General features: G+C 64.9%; 15 protein-coding genes. 11 read left to right on the top strand and 4 right to left on the bottom strand.

Annotation, left to right across the window (positions count from 1 at the left end):
• The first annotated feature begins 78 nt into the window (after nt 1-78).
• From rimP to BST12_RS03130, 10 genes are all read left to right on the top strand, one after another.
• Nucleotides 79-621: a ribosome maturation factor RimP gene (gene rimP / locus BST12_RS03175; RefSeq protein ID WP_083111560.1), complete on the top strand. Its 543-nt coding sequence runs from the start codon at nt 79-81 to the stop codon at nt 619-621.
• Nucleotides 622-670: 49 nt separating this feature from the next.
• Nucleotides 671-1714 carry a transcription termination factor NusA gene (nusA, locus tag BST12_RS03170; protein ID WP_083111559.1) on the top strand — a complete coding sequence of 348 codons (1044 nt, stop codon included), beginning with the start codon at nt 671-673 and terminating at the stop codon, nt 1712-1714.
• A 60-nt stretch (nt 1715-1774) separates the two neighbouring features.
• Nucleotides 1775-2158, top strand: coding sequence for a YlxR family protein (locus tag BST12_RS03165; RefSeq protein ID WP_211281197.1), 384 nt, complete (start codon nt 1775-1777; stop codon nt 2156-2158).
• 73 nt (nt 2159-2231) lie between these two features.
• Nucleotides 2232-5057, top strand: coding sequence for a translation initiation factor IF-2 (infB, locus tag BST12_RS03160; RefSeq protein ID WP_083111558.1), 2826 nt, complete (start codon nt 2232-2234; stop codon nt 5055-5057).
• A complete protein-coding gene (gene rbfA, locus BST12_RS03155; RefSeq protein ID WP_083111557.1) occupies nt 5057-5545 on the top strand; it encodes a 30S ribosome-binding factor RbfA in 489 nt (162 codons plus the stop codon). The genes infB and rbfA overlap by 1 nt, the downstream gene beginning before the upstream one ends.
• Nucleotides 5520-6545 (top strand): DHH family phosphoesterase, encoded by a 1026-nt coding sequence (locus BST12_RS03150; protein WP_139801466.1) that lies wholly within the window; start codon nt 5520-5522, stop codon nt 6543-6545. The genes rbfA and BST12_RS03150 overlap by 26 nt, the downstream gene beginning before the upstream one ends.
• 6 nt (nt 6546-6551) lie before the next feature.
• Nucleotides 6552-7886, top strand: coding sequence for an MATE family efflux transporter (locus tag BST12_RS03145; RefSeq protein ID WP_083111556.1), 1335 nt, complete (start codon nt 6552-6554; stop codon nt 7884-7886).
• Between the two features lie 29 nt (nt 7887-7915).
• Nucleotides 7916-8824, top strand: a complete 909-nt coding sequence (locus tag BST12_RS03140; RefSeq protein ID WP_245850036.1) for a carbohydrate ABC transporter permease — start codon at nt 7916-7918, stop codon at nt 8822-8824.
• The gene (locus tag BST12_RS03135; RefSeq protein WP_083111554.1) at nt 8821-9651 is read left to right on the top strand and encodes a carbohydrate ABC transporter permease; all 831 of its coding nucleotides are present in this window, start codon (nt 8821-8823) and stop codon (nt 9649-9651) included. The genes BST12_RS03140 and BST12_RS03135 overlap by 4 nt, the downstream gene beginning before the upstream one ends.
• A 4-nt stretch (nt 9652-9655) precedes the next feature.
• Entirely contained in the window at nt 9656-10963 is a 1308-nt protein-coding gene (locus tag BST12_RS03130; RefSeq protein WP_083111553.1) for an ABC transporter substrate-binding protein, read from the top strand.
• Nucleotides 10964-10983: 20 nt separating this feature from the next.
• Here BST12_RS03130 and BST12_RS03125 read toward each other — a convergent pair whose 3' ends face one another.
• From BST12_RS03125 to BST12_RS03110, 4 genes are all read right to left on the bottom strand, one after another.
• Entirely contained in the window at nt 10984-12342 is a 1359-nt protein-coding gene (locus tag BST12_RS03125; RefSeq protein ID WP_083111552.1) for an adenylate/guanylate cyclase domain-containing protein, read from the bottom strand.
• A gap of 84 nt (nt 12343-12426) precedes the next feature.
• Nucleotides 12427-13599, bottom strand: a complete 1173-nt coding sequence (locus BST12_RS03120) for a PPE family protein (RefSeq protein WP_083111551.1) — start codon at nt 13597-13599, stop codon at nt 12427-12429.
• 13 nt (nt 13600-13612) lie between these two features.
• A complete protein-coding gene (locus tag BST12_RS03115) occupies nt 13613-14893 on the bottom strand; it encodes an MFS transporter (RefSeq protein WP_083111550.1) in 1281 nt (426 codons plus the stop codon).
• A 444-nt stretch (nt 14894-15337) separates the two neighbouring features.
• Entirely contained in the window at nt 15338-16087 is a 750-nt protein-coding gene (locus BST12_RS03110) for an enoyl-CoA hydratase (protein ID WP_083111549.1), read from the bottom strand.
• 339 nt (nt 16088-16426) lie between these two features.
• Here BST12_RS03110 and BST12_RS03105 point away from each other — a divergent pair, with 339 nt between their 5' ends.
• Nucleotides 16427-17632 carry a PPE family protein gene (locus BST12_RS03105; RefSeq protein ID WP_083111548.1) on the top strand — a complete coding sequence of 402 codons (1206 nt, stop codon included), beginning with the start codon at nt 16427-16429 and terminating at the stop codon, nt 17630-17632.
• Nucleotides 17633-17646 lie beyond the last annotated feature (14 nt).

The raw sequence follows: 17646 nt of genomic DNA, 5'->3' as shown, positions 1-17646 counted from the left end.
TTACTGGCGTATCGTTGATAGCTGGTTCACGCGGCCACATCCCCCAGTGACCGGACAACTCAAGATGAGGAGCTCGCCGTGACCACCGGGCTACCGTCGCAGACGCAGGTGATCGAGCTACTCGGTGAAGAGTTTGCGCGCGCTGGATACGAGATCGAAGACGTGGTCATCGACACCCGCGCCCGCCCCCCGCGGATCACTGTGGTCGCCGACGGCGACACGCCCCTCGACCTCGACACGGCGTCCGCGCTGTCACGATCAGCGTCGGCTTTGCTGGACGGCCTGGACGGCCTGGACGGTAATGACGACCCCTATGTGCTCGAGGTCAGTTCACCGGGCGTGGAACGCCCACTGACCAGCCAGAAGCACTTTCGCCGCGCGCGTGGCCGCAAGGTCGAGCTGGCGCTGTCGGACGGTTCACACCTGACCGGGCGGGTCGGCGAAACGATCGACGACACGATGTCGCTGGTGGTCCGCCAGGGCCGGAACTGGACGGTGCGCCAGATCTCGCTTCCTCAGATTGTGAAAGCTGTTGTCCAGGTTGAGTTTTCGCCTCCGGCCCAAGCGGAGCTGGAATTGGCGGGTATGGGTCGAGCCGCTGGGACGGAGGCCGAAGCATGAACCGCGCCGGCGACGATGCAGAGGGTAGCGATGAGAAGGAGCGGCGCTGATGAACATCGACATGGCCGCGCTGCATGCGATCGAGGTCGACCGGGGCATCTCGGTCAATGAACTGCTCGAAACCATCAAGTCCGCGCTGCTGACCGCCTATCGGCACACCCAGGGCCACCAGCTCGACGCGCGTATCGAGATCGACCGCAAGACCGGTGTGGTGCGAGTGATCGCCCGCGAGACCGACGACGACGGCAACCTCATCAGTGAATGGGACGACACCCCTGAGGGTTTCGGTCGCATCGCCGCTACCACGGCACGTCAGGTGATGCTGCAGCGATTCCGCGACGCCGAGAACGAGCGCACCTACGGCGAATTCTCCACCCGCGAAGGTGAGATCGTCGCCGGCCAGATCCAGCGCGACAGCCGGGCCAACGCCCGCGGCCTGGTCGTCGTCCGGATCGGCAGCGAAACCAAAGCGTCCGAAGGCGTGATTCCGGCCGCAGAACAGGTGCCCGGCGAGAGCTACGAGCACGGCAACCGGCTGCGCTGCTACGTGGTCGGGGTGAGCCGCGGCGCCCGCGAGCCGCTGATCACGTTGTCGCGCACTCACCCCAACCTGGTGCGCAAGCTGTTCTCCCTGGAAGTCCCCGAGATCGCCGACGGATCGGTGGAGATCGTGGCGGTCGCCCGCGAGGCCGGCCATCGTTCCAAGATCGCCGTGGTGTCACGTGTTCCCGGGCTGAACGCCAAAGGCGCCTGCATCGGCCCGATGGGGCAGCGGGTCCGCAACGTCATGAGCGAGCTCTCCGGAGAGAAGATCGACATCATCGACTACGACGAAGACCCGGCCCGCTTCGTTGCCAATGCGTTGTCGCCGGCCAAGGTGGTGTCGGTGTCGGTCATCGACCAGACCGCCCGGGCGGCCCGGGTGGTGGTTCCGGACTTTCAGCTGTCGCTGGCCATCGGCAAAGAGGGGCAGAACGCGAGGCTGGCGGCCCGGCTCACCGGGTGGCGTATCGACATCCGCGGCGATTCGCCGGGCCAGTCGGCCGGCCAGCCCGAACCGGGCGCCACCAGGGGAATGGCGCACGAACGCTGACGGCACAACCCGCATCGCCGGGTGGTTCGGACGGCTTGTTCGGTGACGCTAGACTGAGCCGTGATCCAGCGCGAGCCTTCGGCCCCCCGAACCAGCTGGGCACACAGATGCACCGATGGTCCGGTGCGGACGTGTGTCGGGTGCCGGAAGCGAGAGTTGGCCGCCGAACTGCTTCGAGTGGTGGCTGAGTCGGACGGGAACGGCAAGCACGCCGTGATCGTTGACACTGCCGGAAGCCTGCCGGGCCGGGGTGCGTGGCTGCATCCCTCACCGCAGTGCGTGCAACAAGCGATTCGGCGGCGGGCTTTCACCAGAGCGCTGCGCATCACCGGTTCACCGGATACATCCGCGGTGGTCGAGCACGTTGGTTTTCTAGACGCGCCCACACCACCAGGCAATAGAACAGGTAGCAACGAACATGAGCACACCGTGAAGTCCCGATGACTCCCACCTTTATGCGTTACAGCTAGCACCCGAGGCGCGGCCCACGACTGTCGCCTCATAGACAGGAGATGTAGTGGCAGGTAAGGCCCGCGTACACGAGTTGGCTAAGGAACTCGGTGTTACCAGCAAGGAAGTCCTCGCCCGGCTGAATGAACAGGGCGAATTCGTTAAATCGGCATCATCGACGGTGGAGGCACCCGTCGCTCGCCGGCTTCGGGAATCGTTCGGAGGCGCCAAGCCGGCGGCCGGCCCGGCCGCCCAGAAGGGCAGCGCCAAGGCCCCCGAGAACGCACCCGGCCCCGCGGCAGCCAAGGCGCCCGCTAAGTCTGTCGACGCAGCCTTAGAGTCGGCGATCGACAACGCGGTGGGCAATGGCGCACCAGCCGGCACGCCCGCGAAGGCCGACTCCGGCAGGCCCACCACCGCCACCCCGGCCTCGGCCGCCTCCCAGGCCTCGGCGGCTGCCGCCGCAGCGCCCGCTCCCGGCCCGGCGCCGGCGCCGGCGCCGGCGCCCGGGCAGCCAGCCAGTCCGCAGGCTCCGCACCCGGGAATGACTCCCGGACCACGGCCAGGCCCGGCGCCCAAGCCAGGCGTTCGCACCCCGCGCGTCGGAAATAACCCGTTCTCGTCGGCGCAGCCCGTCGACCGGCCCATCCCGCGTCCGCATCCGCAGGCGCCACGTCCCGGCGGCCCCCGTCCTGGCGCACCCCGTCCGGGTGGTGCTTCGCCCGGCAGCATGCCGCCGCGTCCCGGCGGCGCGGCCGGCGGACCCCGTCCGCCCCGCACCGGCGCCCCGCGGCCCGGTGGCGCCCGGCCCGGCGGTGGTCCCGGTGGTGGCCGCACCGATGGTGGCGGCGGTAACTACCGCGGCGGAGGCGGTGGCGTCGGTGCCGCACCCGGCGGCGGTGGCGGTTTCCGGGGTCGTCCCGGCGGCGGTGGTCCCGGCGGGGGCGGCGGTGGCCGTCCCGGCCAACGCGGCGGTGCCGCCGGCGCGTTCGGCCGTCCCGGCGGCGCGCCCCGGCGCGGCCGTAAGTCCAAGCGGGCCAAACGCGCCGAGTACGAGAACATGCAGGCGCCGGTCGTCGGCGGCGTGCGGTTGCCGCACGGCAACGGCGAGACGATCCGGCTGGCGCGCGGAGCTTCATTGTCCGACTTCGCCGACAAGATCAACGCCAACCCGGCGGCGCTGGTGCAGGCGCTGTTCAACCTCGGCGAAATGGTGACGGCCACCCAGTCGGTGGGCGACGAGACGCTCGAGCTGCTGGGCAGCGAGATGAATTACGTCGTGCAGGTGGTCAGCCCCGAGGACGAGGACCGCGAGCTGCTTGAGTCGTTTGACCTGACCTACGGCGAAGACACCGGCGACGAGTCCGAATTGCAGACGCGTCCGCCGGTGGTCACGGTCATGGGCCACGTCGACCACGGCAAGACCCGCTTGCTGGACACCATCCGCAAGGCCAGTGTCCGCGAGGGCGAAGCCGGAGGCATCACCCAGCACATCGGTGCTTACCAGGTCAGCGTCGATCTCGACGGTGACGAGCGACTGATCACCTTCATCGACACCCCGGGTCACGAGGCGTTCACGGCCATGCGTGCCCGTGGCGCCAAGGCCACCGACATCGCCATCCTGGTGGTCGCGGCCGACGACGGCGTGATGCCCCAGACAGTGGAGGCCATCAACCACGCGCAGGCCGCCGATGTGCCAATTGTGGTGGCGGTCAACAAGATTGACAAGGAAGGCGCAGACCCGGCCAAGATTCGCGGCCAACTCACCGAATACGGTTTGGTAGCAGAGGATTTCGGTGGCGACACCATGTTCGTCGACATCTCGGCGAAGGTGGGCACCAACATCGAGGCGCTGGAAGAAGCGGTGCTGCTGACCGCCGATGCCGCACTGGATCTGCGGGCCAACCCCGACATGGAGGCCCAGGGTGTGGCGATCGAGGCGCACCTGGACCGCGGTCGCGGCCCGGTGGCCACCGTGCTGATTCAGCGCGGCACCTTGCGGGTGGGCGACTCGGTGGTCGCCGGCGATGCCTACGGGCGTGTCCGCCGCATGGTCGACGAGCACGGCGAGGACGTCGAGGAGGCATTGCCGTCGCGTCCGGTGCAGGTCATCGGGTTCACGTCGGTGCCCGGCGCCGGTGACAACTTCCTGGTTGTCGACGAGGACCGCATCGCCCGCCAGATCGCCGACCGGCGCAGCGCGCGCAAGCGCAACGCGCTGGCCGCGCGCAGCCGCAAGCGGATCAGCCTTGAGGACCTGGACTCGGCGCTGAAGGAAACCAGCCAGCTGAACCTGATCCTCAAGGGCGACAACGCCGGTACCGTCGAGGCGCTGGAAGAGGCCCTGATGGGGATCGAGGTCGACGACGAAGTGGCGCTGCGCGTCATCGACCGCGGTGTCGGTGGCATCACCGAGACCAACGTCAACCTGGCATCGGCGTCGGACGCCATCATCATCGGCTTCAACGTGCGTGCCGAGGGTAAGGCGACCGAGCTGGCCAACCGCGAAGGCGTCGAGATCCGCTACTACTCGGTCATCTATCAGGCGATCGACGAGATCGAGAAGGCCCTGCGCGGCATGCTCAAGCCGATCTACGAGGAAAACCAGCTGGGCCGCGCCGAGATTCGGGCGCTGTTCCGGTCCTCGAAGGTCGGCAACATCGCCGGCTGCCTGATCACCTCCGGCGTGGTGCGCCGCAATGCGAAGGCCCGGCTGCTGCGGGACAACATCGTGGTCACCGAGAACCTGACGATCAACTCGTTGCGCCGGGAGAAGGACGACGTGACCGAGGTCCGCGAGGGTTTCGAGTGCGGTATGACGCTGGGCTATTCCGACATCAAGGAAGGCGACGTCATCGAGTCCTACGAGCTGGTCCAGAAAGAACGGAGCTGATGGCTGATCCCGCGCGGGCACGCCGGCTGGCCAAGCGGATCTCGACAATCGTCGCCTCGGCGATCGAGTACGAGATCAAGGATCCGGGGCTGGCCGGGGTGACCATCGTCGACACGAAGTTGACCGCCGACCTGCATGACGCAACGGTTTATTACACGGTCATGGGACGGACACTGGACGACGAGCCGGACTATGCCGCGGCGACGGCAGCGCTGGAACGGGCCAGGGGAGTGCTGCGTTCCAAGGTCGGGGCGGGCACGGGTGTGCGATTCACCCCCACCCTGACCTTCGCCCGCGACACGACGTCCGACACCGTGCATCGCATGGAAGAGTTGTTGGCCCGCGCTCGCGCCGCAGATGAGGATCTGGCGCGGGTGCGGGTGGGAGCAAAGCCGGCGGGGGAGGCCGATCCGTACAGGTCGGTCGCATCAGAAGAAGTGTCAGCTGACCCTGAGGAAGCCGGTGACGACGATCGAGCCAAAGATTGAGCTGACCGACATGCCTCGCCGCTCGGCCCTTGAACCAGGGGTCCGCGTCGATGCCGCAGGCGCCGTCGAGCTGCTGTCCGCCTCGGACCGGATCGCGGTGGTCTGCCATGTCCACCCCGACGCCGACACCATCGGTGCCGGGCTGGCATTGGCGTTGGTGCTCGACGAGTGCGGCAAGCAGGTGGAGGTCAGCTTCGCAGCGCCAGAAACACTGCCCGAGTCGCTGCGGACGCTTCCCGGCTGCCAGTTGCTGGTGAGTCCGGATGCGATCTGCCGCGACGTGGATCTGGTTGTGACGGTTGATGTTCCGAGTGCGAACCGGCTCGGCGCCCTGAGCGATCTGGCGGCTCATCCTCAGGAACTGTTGGTCATCGACCATCACGCCTCCAACGACATGTTCGGTACCGCGAACTTCGTCGACCCGACGGCGGATTCCACCACGATGTTGGTCGCCGAGATTCTCGACGCGTGGGGCAAGCCGATAGAAAAGGGTGTCGCACACTGCATTTACGCCGGGCTGACCACCGACACCGGGTCGTTCCGCTGGGCCAGTGCGCGTGCCCTTCGGCTGGCGGCCCGGCTGGTTGAAGCCGGCGTGGACAATGCCGCGATCAGTCGGTCGCTGATGGATACGCATCCGTTCGTGTGGTTGCCACTGCTATCGCGGGTACTGGGCTCGGCGCGGTTGATTCCCGAGGCGGTTAACGGTCGCGGCCTGGTGTACGCCGTCGTCGACAACCGGGACTGGGTCACTTCGCGTCCCGAGGAAGTCGAAAGCATCGTCGATATCGTGCGCACCACGCAGCAGGCCGAAGTGGCTGCGGTGTTCAAGGAGGTCGAGCCGCAGCGGTGGTCGGTGTCGATGCGGGCCAAGCGTGACATTGATCTGGCTGCGGTCGCGGCCGGGTTCGGCGGCGGCGGCCACCGCTTGGCAGCGGGATATACCGCCACCGGCTCGATCGACGACGCGGTCGCCTCGTTGCGCGCCGCACTTGCCTGAGCAGTCTTGACCGACGCGGCCCGCCCCGGCGCCGGTGGCTGGCAGATCGCGAAGCTGGCATTGCCCGCGCTGGGGGTGTTGGCCGCCGAGCCCCTCTACTTGTTGTTCGACACCGCGGTGGTCGGACGCCTGGGCGCGCTGTCGCTGGCCGGGTTGGCCATCGGCAGCTTGGTGCTGGGCATGGCCAGTTCCCAGTCGACCTTTCTGTCCTATGCGACGACGTCGCGCTCGGCGCGGTACTACGGCGCCGGAAACCGGGCGGCCGCGGTCAACGAAGGTGTGCAGGCGACGTGGTTGGCGCTGGCTTTAGGTGCATTGATCATCGTCTCGGTGCAGGTCGCCGCGGTGCCGCTGGCAAGGGTGATCGCCGGGCCCGATGTGAGAGGTGGCGACATCGCCGCCGCGGCGCTGCCATGGCTGCGGATCGCGATCATGGGTGTTCCGGCGGTGCTCGTGTCGTTGGCCGGCAACGGCTGGATGCGTGGCGTGCAGGACACCGTGCGGCCGCTGCGTTATGTGGTTGCCGGCTTCGGGGTTTCGTCGCTGCTGTGCCCGCCACTGGTATACGGCTGGCTGGGCCTGCCGCGGATGGAGTTGGCCGGGTCGGCGGTGGCCAATCTGGTCGGCCAGTGGCTGGCGGCGCTGCTGTTCGGCGGTGCATTGCTGGCCGAACGGGTGCCGCTGCGACCGGACCGAATTGCGATGCGCGCCCAGCTGGTGATGGCCCGCGACCTGTTCGTGCGGAGCCTGGCTTTCCAGGCGTGCTTCATCTCGGCTGCGGCGGTGGCCGCCCGGTTCGGCGCGGCGGCGCTAGCAGCCCACCAGGTGGTGCTGCAGGTATGGGGTTTTCTCGCGCTGGTGCTCGATTCGCTGGCCATCGCGGCGCAGTCGCTGGTCGGTGCCGCACTGGGGGCCGGCGATGCCGAGCACGCGAAGTCGGTGGCATGGCGGGTGACGGTGTTCTCCGCACTGGCGGGCGCACTGTTGGCGGCGGTGTTCGCCGCGGGCGCCCCGGTCATGCCCGCGCTGTTCACCGGCGATCGATCGGTGCTCGCCGCGATCGGCGTGCCCTGGTGGTTCATGGTCGCCCAATTACCGCTCGCCGGAATCGTTTTCGCGCTGGACGGGGTCTTGCTGGGCGCGGGTGACGCGAAGTTCATGCGCACCGCGACCGTGGTGAGCGCACTGGTGGGTTTTCTGCCGCTGACCTGGTTGGCCCTGGTGTTCGGCTGGGGGCTCGCGGGCATCTGGTCGGGATTGAGCACCTTCGTTGCCCTGCGGCTGGTCTTCGTCGGATGGCGGGCCTTGTCCGGGCGCTGGGTGGTGACCGGGACGGCTTAGAGCGCGGGCCCCAGAGCTACACTGCGCGCGTGACCACGACGCGCCGAACGCGGCAAAGGTCGCAAGGCAACGCCCTCAGAAGTGCGGCGCTGTTCGCCGTCCTGGTCGGACCCAATGTGGTCTTGTTGGCGATGTTCGTCTACCGCCCGCTCGCCGACAACATCCGACTGTCCTTTTTCGACTGGAACATCTCCGATCCCAGAGCAGAGTTCGTGGGGTTGTCCAATTATGTGGAGTGGTTCACCCGGTCGGACACCCGCCAAATCGTGTTCAATACCGCGGTGTTCACCGTGGCCGCAGTCATCGGCTCCATGGCGCTGGGTCTGGTTCTGGCGATGCTGCTCAATCAGCCGCTGCGTGGCCGGAACCTGGTGCGCTCAACGGTATTCGCGCCGTTTGTGATCTCGGGTGCGGCCGTCGGACTGGCGGCCCAGTTCGTCTTCGATCCGCACTTCGGCCTGGTTCAGGACCTGCTGCACCGCGTCGGCGCCGGCGTGCCCGACTTCTACCAGGATGCGCATTGGGCGCTGTTCATGGTGACCGTCACCTATATCTGGAAAAATCTCGGGTACACCTTCGTCATCTACCTGGCAGCGTTACAGGGGGTTCGCCGGGACTTGTTGGAGGCGGCCGAGATTGACGGCGCCGGCCGGTGGATGACCTTCCGTCGCGTGCTATTGCCCCAGCTGCGCCCCACCACGTTCTTTCTGTCCATTACCGTGCTGATCAACTCGTTGCAGGTGTTCGACATCATCAACGTGATGACCCGCGGCGGGCCGGAGGGCACCGGCACCACAACGATGGTGTACCAGGTGTATCTGGAGACGTTCCGGAATTTCCGCGCCGGCTACGGCGCCACCGTCGCCACGATCATGTTCCTGGTGCTGCTGGCCATCACGTATTACCAAGTGCGGGTGATGGATCGGGGGCAGCAATGAGGGCGGATCAGCGCAGCGCCAGGCTGCTCGGCTACGTGGCAATGCTGTTGGTTGTTCTAGTGATTGCCGGGCCGCTGCTGTTCGTGTTCTTCACTTCGCTCAAGGATCAGCCCGACATCTACTCGCAGCCGACCACCTGGTGGCCGCCGCGCTGGCATCCGCAGAATTACCGGACGGCCACCGAGCAGATTCCGTTCTGGACCTTCCTGCGCAACTCGGTGATCATCACGTCGGCGCTGGCTGCGGTGAAGTTCACGCTCGGCGTGCTCAGTGCGTTCGGCTTGGTATTCGTCGAATTTCCGGGCAAGACCGCGGTGTTCTTGCTGATCATCGCCGCGCTGATGGTGCCCAATCAGATCACCGTGATATCCAACTATGCCTTGATCTCACAAATGGGTCTGCGCAACACTTTCCCGGGCATCATCCTGCCCCTGGCCGGAGTGGCGTTCGGAACATTCTTGATGCGCAACCACTTTCTGTCGCTGCCGCCGGAGATCATCGAAGCGGCCTGGATGGACGGTGCTCGCTGGTGGCAGCTGCTGCTGCGGGTCGTGTTGCCGATGTCGGGGCCCACCATGGTTGCCTTCGGCGTAATCACGGTCGTCAATGAATGGAACGAGTACCTGTGGCCGTTCTTGATGTCCGACGACGAATCGGTGGCGCCGCTCCCGGTGGGCCTGACCTTCTTGCAGCAGGCCGAGGGCGTGACGAACTGGGGTCCGGTGATGGCGGTGACCCTGCTCGCGATGCTGCCGATCCTCCTGATTTTCATTGTCCTGCAACGTCAGATGATCAAGGGCCTCACGTCCGGTGCGGTCAAAGGTTAGCGGTATGGATGCGTTGAGCCGCCGCGGATTGCTGTGTTTGTCTGCCCTGGCTACCGCCGGCTGCGCCGGCATGGGCGGCGGCATGTCAGTGAAGTCAGGCAGTGGGCCAATTGCCTTCTGGTCCAACCATCCTGGCCAATCCACGGCGGTGGAAAAGGAAATCATCGGCCGGTTCGAGCGCGAATTCCCGGGCTTGTCGGTCAAGCTGATCAACGCCGGCAAGGACTACGCCGAGGTGGCGTACAAATTCAATGCGGCGTTGATCGGCAGTGATGTGCCCGATGTTGTTGTGCTATCCGATGTTTGGTGGTTTCACTTCGCCCTCAACGGCGTCATCGCTCCGCTCGACGACCTGTTCGGCCCGGCCGGAGTAGATCCTTCAGACTACGTCGACACGATGCTGGGCGACTACCTGTTCGACGGCCGACACTACGCGCTGCCGTATGCGCGCTCGACCCCGTTGTTCTACTACAACAAGGAGCTGTGGTCCCACGTCGGACTGCCCGACCGGGGACCCAAATCCTGGCAGGAGTTCGACCAGTGGGGTCCAGAGTTGCAGCGCGCCGCCGGCGCCGGAAAATGGGCACACGGTTGGGGCAATGCCGAAGTCCTGCCCTGGACATACCAGGGGCCGGACTGGACGTTCGGCGGCGCCTACTCGCGAGAGTGGAACTTGACATTCACCGACCCGGCTACCATCGCGGCCGGTGAGTTCCTGCGAAACTCCATTCACAGCAAGCGTTATGCCGCGATCGCCATCGATGTCGCCAATCAATTCGCCACCGGCATTCTGGCTTCGACCATGTCCACCACCGGTGATCTGGCCGGTGTCACCCGAACGGCCAGATTCGATTTCGGCGTCGCGCCGTTGCCCACCGGGCCCGGCGGAACTCCCGGCTGTCCGACGGGTGGGTCGGGGCTGGCGATTCCCGCCAAGCTCTCGCCGGAGCGAAAGCTGAACGCGCTCAAGTTCATCGCATTCCTCACCAACCCGGCCAACACCGCTTACTTCGGCCAGCACACCGGGTATCTAGCGGTGCGGAAATCGGCCGTCAACGATCCCAGTGAAATGAAGTACCTGGCCGACAATCCGCGCGCCCGAGTGGCGCTCGATCAGCTGCCGTATACCCGGTCGCAGGATTACGCGCGGGTCTTCCTACCCGGCGGCGACCGCATCATCGGCGCCGGCCTGGAATCCATCGGACTCAAAGGAGCCGACGTGACCAAAACCTTCACCAGTATCCAAAAGCAGCTGCAGGTCGTCTTCGATCGACAGATCGCGCGGAAACTCCCGGGGCTGCGCCACGGCTAGCGTGTTTGCGGACTCGCCGGTCAGATGTCCACCCCGTTGCGTTGGCCCATGGATCGCTGGGAGGCGGCATGGGATTTATTGCGGCCGACCAGGTACCAGGTGCGTATGACGCCTTTTCCCTTGATGTCGACTTCGCCGCGCTCATGCAGAGTGAAGTCCTCTTTGAGGCGTTCGTATATCGCCTGCGGAACCTGAATCCGGCCCACCGAACCGGTCGATTCCATCCGCGACGCGAGGTTTACCACGTCGCCCCACACGTCGTAGAAAAAGCGGCGAGAACCCACGACACCGGCAACTACCGGTCCAGCGGCAAAGCCGATCCGAATTTGCATCGGTTGATCTTGCGAGTCGTTCAACGTAGCCGCGGTTTCGGCTAGGTCGAGAGCAAAGTCGGCAAGCGCGTGGATGTGGTCTGGTGTTGCGTCCGGAACGCCGCTGACCACCATATAAGAGTCGCCGGTGACTTTAATCTTTTCCATGCCGTGCTTCTCGGCCAACTCATCGAATGCATTGTATTGGCGGTCCAACAATTTCACGAGGTCGTGAGCAGGGGTATGACTGGCGAGCTTGGTGAATCCCGCAATGTCGGCGAACAGTACTCCGGCGTCGTCGTATCTATCGGCGATCACCTTTTGTCCAGGCTGTTTGAGGCGGTCGGCGATGCTAACGGGCAAGATGTTTGCCAGCAACGCCTCCGAGCGGGTGTATTCCGCTTCTAAAGCGATCTCGGCACGAGCGGTGTCTCTTAATGTGAACCATATTGTCGCGACCACAATTCCGCACGCCGAAACCGTCGTGAGAATAAATGCCACTGAAACCACCCAAGCTGGCTCCAGTCCGGTATTCCGCGGGACGGAGAACTCCAAAATGATAACCAGGCACGCGGCCACACCGGCCAGTACGGCAGCTAATTTGATGTGCTCAATCCCTAGGAGCACCACCAGCAGCGAGGCCGCTACCAGGTAGAAGAGCTCCGAGCCCAAACCGGTGCCCACGTCCCAGCAGCTGGCAAAAATAGACGCATACGCCGCGATTATCAGTGTAATGGGCGGAACTAATTCTCCAAAGCGCTGTAATGCAGGTACGATCAGGAAAATAATCGATGCGCTGATATTCACCCATTCAAGTTGCCAGGACCATGCGCCGATGACGAGCTGAACAATTATGAAACCGCCGCTGATAATTGCCGCTAATAGGGCGGTGATCCGCAGCGCCCGCTTACGCCGTGCTGCACTTTCAGCGTAATGCTGCCGGCGAACACCGCTTCCGGCTTGCACGACTGCTCTACAGTCGCTCGGGCACCGCGGCGTGCAGTCGCCGCCGCATCGACAATCGTCGGGGCATCCCCCCGACGGGCTAATGCATTTCCCCTCCGCCATGAGCAAATCCTAGCCGTTGGTCACTTCCCATTTGCGCGATTGATGACTGCCTATCCGGGCGCAATTGTCATAAGGGGTTATCGGCTATCCGCCGATGGGGGAGCGGGGCATCACGGTTGGGCGTATATCGAAGCGAGGCGTCGCTCCGGTTGTCTCACTCTCGCCTCGCCTGCCTGAGGCTGCCAGCGGAGGACCCAGCAGCGCAGGTGCGCCGTGATCGGCTCCCGACTCATAGGGCTGCCCCGCGAGGGACGCCCCAAGTCCCGACTGCGGCGGGGTGCCCGGCTGGCTGGCAGTAGCCCAGCTCGGTGGGACGGACAACGCGCCGATCGTGCCCGCCGCACCGACTGCGGCGGCGGGGGCAGAGGTTTTGACCGCAAGGCCGGCCGAGGTTATGGGGCTCGTCGCCGCGGCAACCCCATTCGCCGTGGCCGCTTCGAGCCCGCTAATTCCCTTGTCAATTGCCGTGGCCGTATTGCCCGTCGACTTGAGGACTGACGACAACGACGACATGGTCGACATAATCGAACTCAAACCGTACAAGGGTATGACCATCGGTGAGATCAACGATGCCAATGAGGTCAACCATGACAGAAACGATGGCGGCGAGGCGGCCGGCGATGCGAGCTGTTGCAGCGCGCCGGGTAGGGCGGCAGTCAGTTCGGTTAGGGCGGCGGAGGCGTTCGTTGCGGCTTGCTGGTCGGCGGCCAATTGGGCGGCCGAACCGCCGAGGTTTGTGTTCGTCGGTGGGGAACTGAAGGGCGACAACCTGGCCGCGGCTCCGGAATTGCCGGCATAGCAATACATCGCGTCGACATCTTGGGTCCACATTCGGTCGTACTCGGCTTCCGCGGCGGCAATGGCGGGGCTGTTTTGCCCGAATGTGTTCGACTCGACGAGTGACAGCACCAGGCTGCGGTTGGCGCTGATCAATGGCGGGGGCACCGTCATCGCGAGCGCTGCGTCGAACGCTGCCGCAGCCGCCCGAGCCTGGCATGCGGTCTCCTGTGCCACGTCGGCGGTGGTCATGAGCCACATCGCATAGGGCTCGGCTGCCAACGCCATTGCCATCGCCGCCGGTCCTAGCCACGGTCCGCTGATCAGCTGTGAGATCACCGAGGAGTAGGCCGTCGACGACGAATATAGCTGCTCTCCCAGCCGGTCCCATGTTGCCGCGACGGCCAGCATCGGCTGCGCGCCCGGACCGGTGTACATCCTCGTCGAAATGACTTCCGGTGGTAGTAGCGCGAAATCCATTGCAGAGGCCCGGTTACTCAGCCGCCAGCGCAAGTATTTGCGCGGCGGTTTTTCTGCGCACACCGGGTAAATACGTGTCCAGCCGATACAGTCCCACCACCGTCAGCAGCCCGGCCATGATTAACGTCAACCAGATGATTTCGTCGGCACCGAATCGATGCGCCGCGGTCAGTAACGAGCCGATAGCGAGGTTGCCGAAAAGAACCCCGACACCCACGATGGTGCTATAGAACCCGTAGTGCGTGGCTACGAGTTGGTCGTCTGCCAGCGTCGCGACCTTACGCATCTCGAAAGGGAACATGGTCGCCGAAGCGGTGTTAAGCAAAGCGGTAGATAACAACAACGCGGCCACCGCGGCCAACAACCCGAACCGCGCGGCGTTGGGCACCAGCGCGAGCGGTACGAATGAAGCCGCCATGGCAATCGCTGTGATCACCAGGCTGCCGCCCGTTCCCCATCTCGTAGCAAGACACTGGGTGATGCGCAATTGGCTCGCGATAGCGACCACACCCGACACCGCGAACATTGCTGCCACCAAAATGGAGTGGCTTTGCGGCGCTATAAACGCGGCCTGAAGCGGCAGAACAAAATGGATCTGGAAAGCCAGCACGTAACGGCCCGTCATGGTAGCGGCGAACCACATGAAACGCCGATTGCGGATGACGACCCACCAGCCCAGACGGACCGATTTCCGTGCGCCGGCTGCCGGTTCGAGATAAGCGGCCCGCTGCGGCAGTACGAGCAATTGGGTGAGGGTCAGCATCGCGAAGACGGCAGCTGCGGCCAAGATGGTAATGCTGAAGTTGAGCGTCAACAGCGCCACACCCAGGAGTGGTCCGAGCAGGATACCTGCCTGGTAGAAGACGTTGAACACCGCGAAGGCTTCAATTTTCCTATCCGCGGAGTCGGCCGCGACATACGCACGCACCGCGGGGTTGAATAGCGCCCCTGCCAGACCCGTTGCCGCAGCGGCAGTCAACAAACTCGGCAACGATTGCGCGATTCCCAGAAGCGCAAATGCGCCCGTCTGCAGCAGGCACCCGCCCACAATTACCGGCTTGTATCCGAACCGGTCGGCGAGAGAGCCGCCCAGAAAAAACATGCCCTGCTGTGTAAAGTTGCGGACGCCAAGCACTAAGCCGACGGCCCACGCTGCCAATCCAAGAGGCCCGGCCAGGTAGCCGGCCAAGTACGGCATCAACATGTAGAAACCGACGTTGATACCCAAGTGATTAACCATCAATACCTGGGTGGCTCTGTTAAAACTGCGAAATTGGTCGACGATTTCCCTCATGGCGACGACATCGTTGCAAGGATCCGTGGAACGGGCGTGAAACCATGCTGGCCGTGCGTTTGTACGGCCGCGAATAAACGATCTATCATTACTTTTTACTTTCCGGCATGCTGTTAATGCGCCTCGGCATTATGCCGGGCGCATGCGGCAAATTTATTGGGAAGCAGGAGTGCTCCCGCCACTCGTGGTCGCGCACAGCACGCGCGCATACCTCGGTGACCTCGCGTTACTTGATTCGATTATCGCACGGCGATTTGTCGGAAGAAAGGACGCAATGCATCAATTGATAGCCGCTGCGCCCCCGAATTGGGCCGACAGTGGCTGTAATGTGAGGATTTTGCACAAAATTGCCCGCCGCGCTCCGGCGGTTGTGGCAATATGCCCTCAATCCTTCGGGGAAAGGGTGCGGTGCCCGACTTCGCCGCGCTTGCGATCGCCGCGGGGCTAGCGCACCTGGGAACGCCCGCGCTGCAGCACGGCCTCGCGGTTGGCCGCGATATCCTCGCCGCTGGTGCGAAACTGCCTGGCGGCCATAGCTTCCTGCCACAGCCCCGCGGCGTTCTGCGACTCGTCGATCCGGTGGTAGGAGGCCAGCAAGGCGCGCACCGCGTCCTGGTTGTTGCCGACGATCGAGGCCGCCACCTGGCGTGCGGTGGCAAGCAGTTGCCCGTGCGGCACCACTTCGGTGACCAGGCCGGCCCGCAGCGCGTCGGCGGCCGACAGGTAGTCCCCGGTCATGCTCATCCGTCGGGCCAGCCCCACCCCCACCTTCTGCGGCAATCGCACGCTGAGTCCCCAGGTCGGCAGCAACCCCACCCGGGCATGCGTATCGGCAAACCGCGCCTGTTCGGAGGCGACCAGGATGTCGCAGTAGAGCGCCAGCTCCAGCCCACCCGTCACCGCGGCGCCGTTGATCGCGCCGATCACCGGCTTGGTCAGGGCCGGCCAGCGCGGTGAGATGTCCGGCAGCGCCGACTGCCCGCCCAGCTCTTTGAGGTCCAATCCGGCGCAGAACACCGGATCGGTGCCGGTGACGATCACGACGTCGACGCTGTGGTCGGTCTCTGTATCGGCCAGGGCGCCGAAGAATTGATCGCGCAGAGCCGAAGACAGCGCATTGCGTGACTGCGGCCGGTTCAGGGTCAGCGTGCGCACCCGCTCGGTGGTGTCGATTAACAGGATGTCGTCGGACATGAGAATCCTCCTTGTCGCCCGCACGGGGGTGGGTCCCGGTCGACACGTTACCGACCAGCGGTTTTGGGAGCCTGTGCCGCACGGCCAAGGGCGCAACGCAGCACGAACCAGTTTGGCGCCTTCGAAAACTCGGGGCGGCGCGAGGTGTACTGCGGATGAACAATTGTCAACGATCTTTGACTTTTGGCGGCGGACCGCTACCTTTATTTCGAGGCGCCAATAGGTGCAGATGACAACGGTTTCATTAAAATACTGTTACCGACTCACTCTTTGAGATCAACGGTTAGTGCGAGCGCCAACGGTGAACGCCGCCACTTCCCTCAGCAAGGAGACGAAGCGATGGATTTTGGTGGTTTACCACCGGAAATCAATTCCGCGCGAATGTATACCGGCCCGGGGTCGATGCCGATGACGGCCGCGGCATCTGCCTGGAACGGGCTTGCAGTAGAACTGGATTCGGCCGCCACCTGTTATGAAACCCTGATCACGCAGCTGACCGGGGAAGAGTGGCTCGGTCCCGCGTCGACGGCGATGGCCGATGCCGTCACACCGTACGTGGTGTGGACGAGGGCCGCCGCCGCCCAAGCCGAGCAGACGGCCATGCAGGCCAGAGCATCGGCGGCCGCTTACGAGACCGCCCTCGCCGCGATGGTGCCACCGCCGCAGATTCTGGCCAACCGGATGCAGCTGGCCGAGTTGCGCTCGACGAATATCTACGGCCATAACAGTGCAGCGATCGCCGCTCTGGAAGCCGAGTACGGCCAAATGTGGGCCCAAGACGCCGCGGCCATGTACGAGTACGCCGCCGCTAACGCATCCGCCACGCGGTTGACGCCGTTCGAGCAGCCGCCGCACATCGTCAACCCCGCCGCCGGTGCCGGACAGGGCGCTGCGGTCGCTCACGCCGCCGCCACAGCGGCCGGCCCCAGCCAGTCAGCGCTCGCCCGTCTCATATCGGGCATTCCCCAGGCGCTGTCCGGCCTCTCCGGGCCGATCGCCTCGCATTTGCTGGCAGACAACCCGCTGCAGTGGCTTTGGCAGATCCTGTTCGGCACCACCGTTTTTCCCACCTCGATCGCGGCGCTGCTCACCGACCTGCAGCCCTATGCCAGCTTCTTCTACAACACCGAGGGTTTGCCCTACTTCAGCATCGGTATGGCCAACAACTTCGTTCAGTCGAGCAAGACGTTGGGGTTGCTCGGCGGCAGTACCGCCGCAGCCGCCAGCGGGGCCGCCCAAAGCGGCTTGGCGGGGCTCGGCGGCTTGCTGGGCAGCGGCGGGCCAGTCTCGGCCAGCATGGGCCATTCCTCATCGCTCGGCCGGTTGTCGGTTCCGCCGTCCTGGGCAGGGGCGGGACCGCAGCCCGAGCCAATGCCGGTGCGCATGCCGATCGAGACGCTGAAATTCACTCCCGACGCCGCCGCCGGCAGCGGAAACATGCTGGGCGGCATGCCGCTAGCCGGACCAGGGCACAGCGCATCTGGCTCCGGGCCGCGATACGGTGTGCGCCCCACCGTCATGGCGCGCCCACCGTTTGCCGGATAAGACCTCTGCCGCTG

It is taken from the genome of Mycobacterium angelicum (assembly GCF_002086155.1).
GTDB lineage: Bacteria > Actinomycetota > Actinomycetes > Mycobacteriales > Mycobacteriaceae > Mycobacterium > Mycobacterium angelicum.
This window is presented reverse-complemented; position numbering and strand designations above follow the sequence as displayed.

Bases quoted from the DNA above. Each gene is read 5' to 3' on its own strand.
- nusA (WP_083111559.1), top strand. From the start codon at position 671: ATGAACATCGACATGGCCGCGCTGCATGCGATCGAGGTCGACCGGGGC.
- rbfA (WP_083111557.1), top strand. From the start codon at position 5,057: ATGGCTGATCCCGCGCGGGCACGCCGGCTGGCCAAGCGGATCTCGACA.
- BST12_RS03135 (WP_083111554.1), top strand. From the start codon at position 8,821: ATGAGGGCGGATCAGCGCAGCGCCAGGCTGCTCGGCTACGTGGCAATG.
- BST12_RS03130 (WP_083111553.1), top strand. From the start codon at position 9,656: ATGGATGCGTTGAGCCGCCGCGGATTGCTGTGTTTGTCTGCCCTGGCT.
- BST12_RS03125 (WP_083111552.1), bottom strand. From the start codon at position 12,342: ATGGCGGAGGGGAAATGCATTAGCCCGTCGGGGGGATGCCCCGACGAT.
- BST12_RS03120 (WP_083111551.1), bottom strand. From the start codon at position 13,599: ATGGATTTCGCGCTACTACCACCGGAAGTCATTTCGACGAGGATGTAC.
- BST12_RS03115 (WP_083111550.1), bottom strand. From the start codon at position 14,893: ATGAGGGAAATCGTCGACCAATTTCGCAGTTTTAACAGAGCCACCCAG.
- BST12_RS03110 (WP_083111549.1), bottom strand. From the start codon at position 16,087: ATGTCCGACGACATCCTGTTAATCGACACCACCGAGCGGGTGCGCACG.
- BST12_RS03105 (WP_083111548.1), top strand. From the start codon at position 16,427: ATGGATTTTGGTGGTTTACCACCGGAAATCAATTCCGCGCGAATGTAT.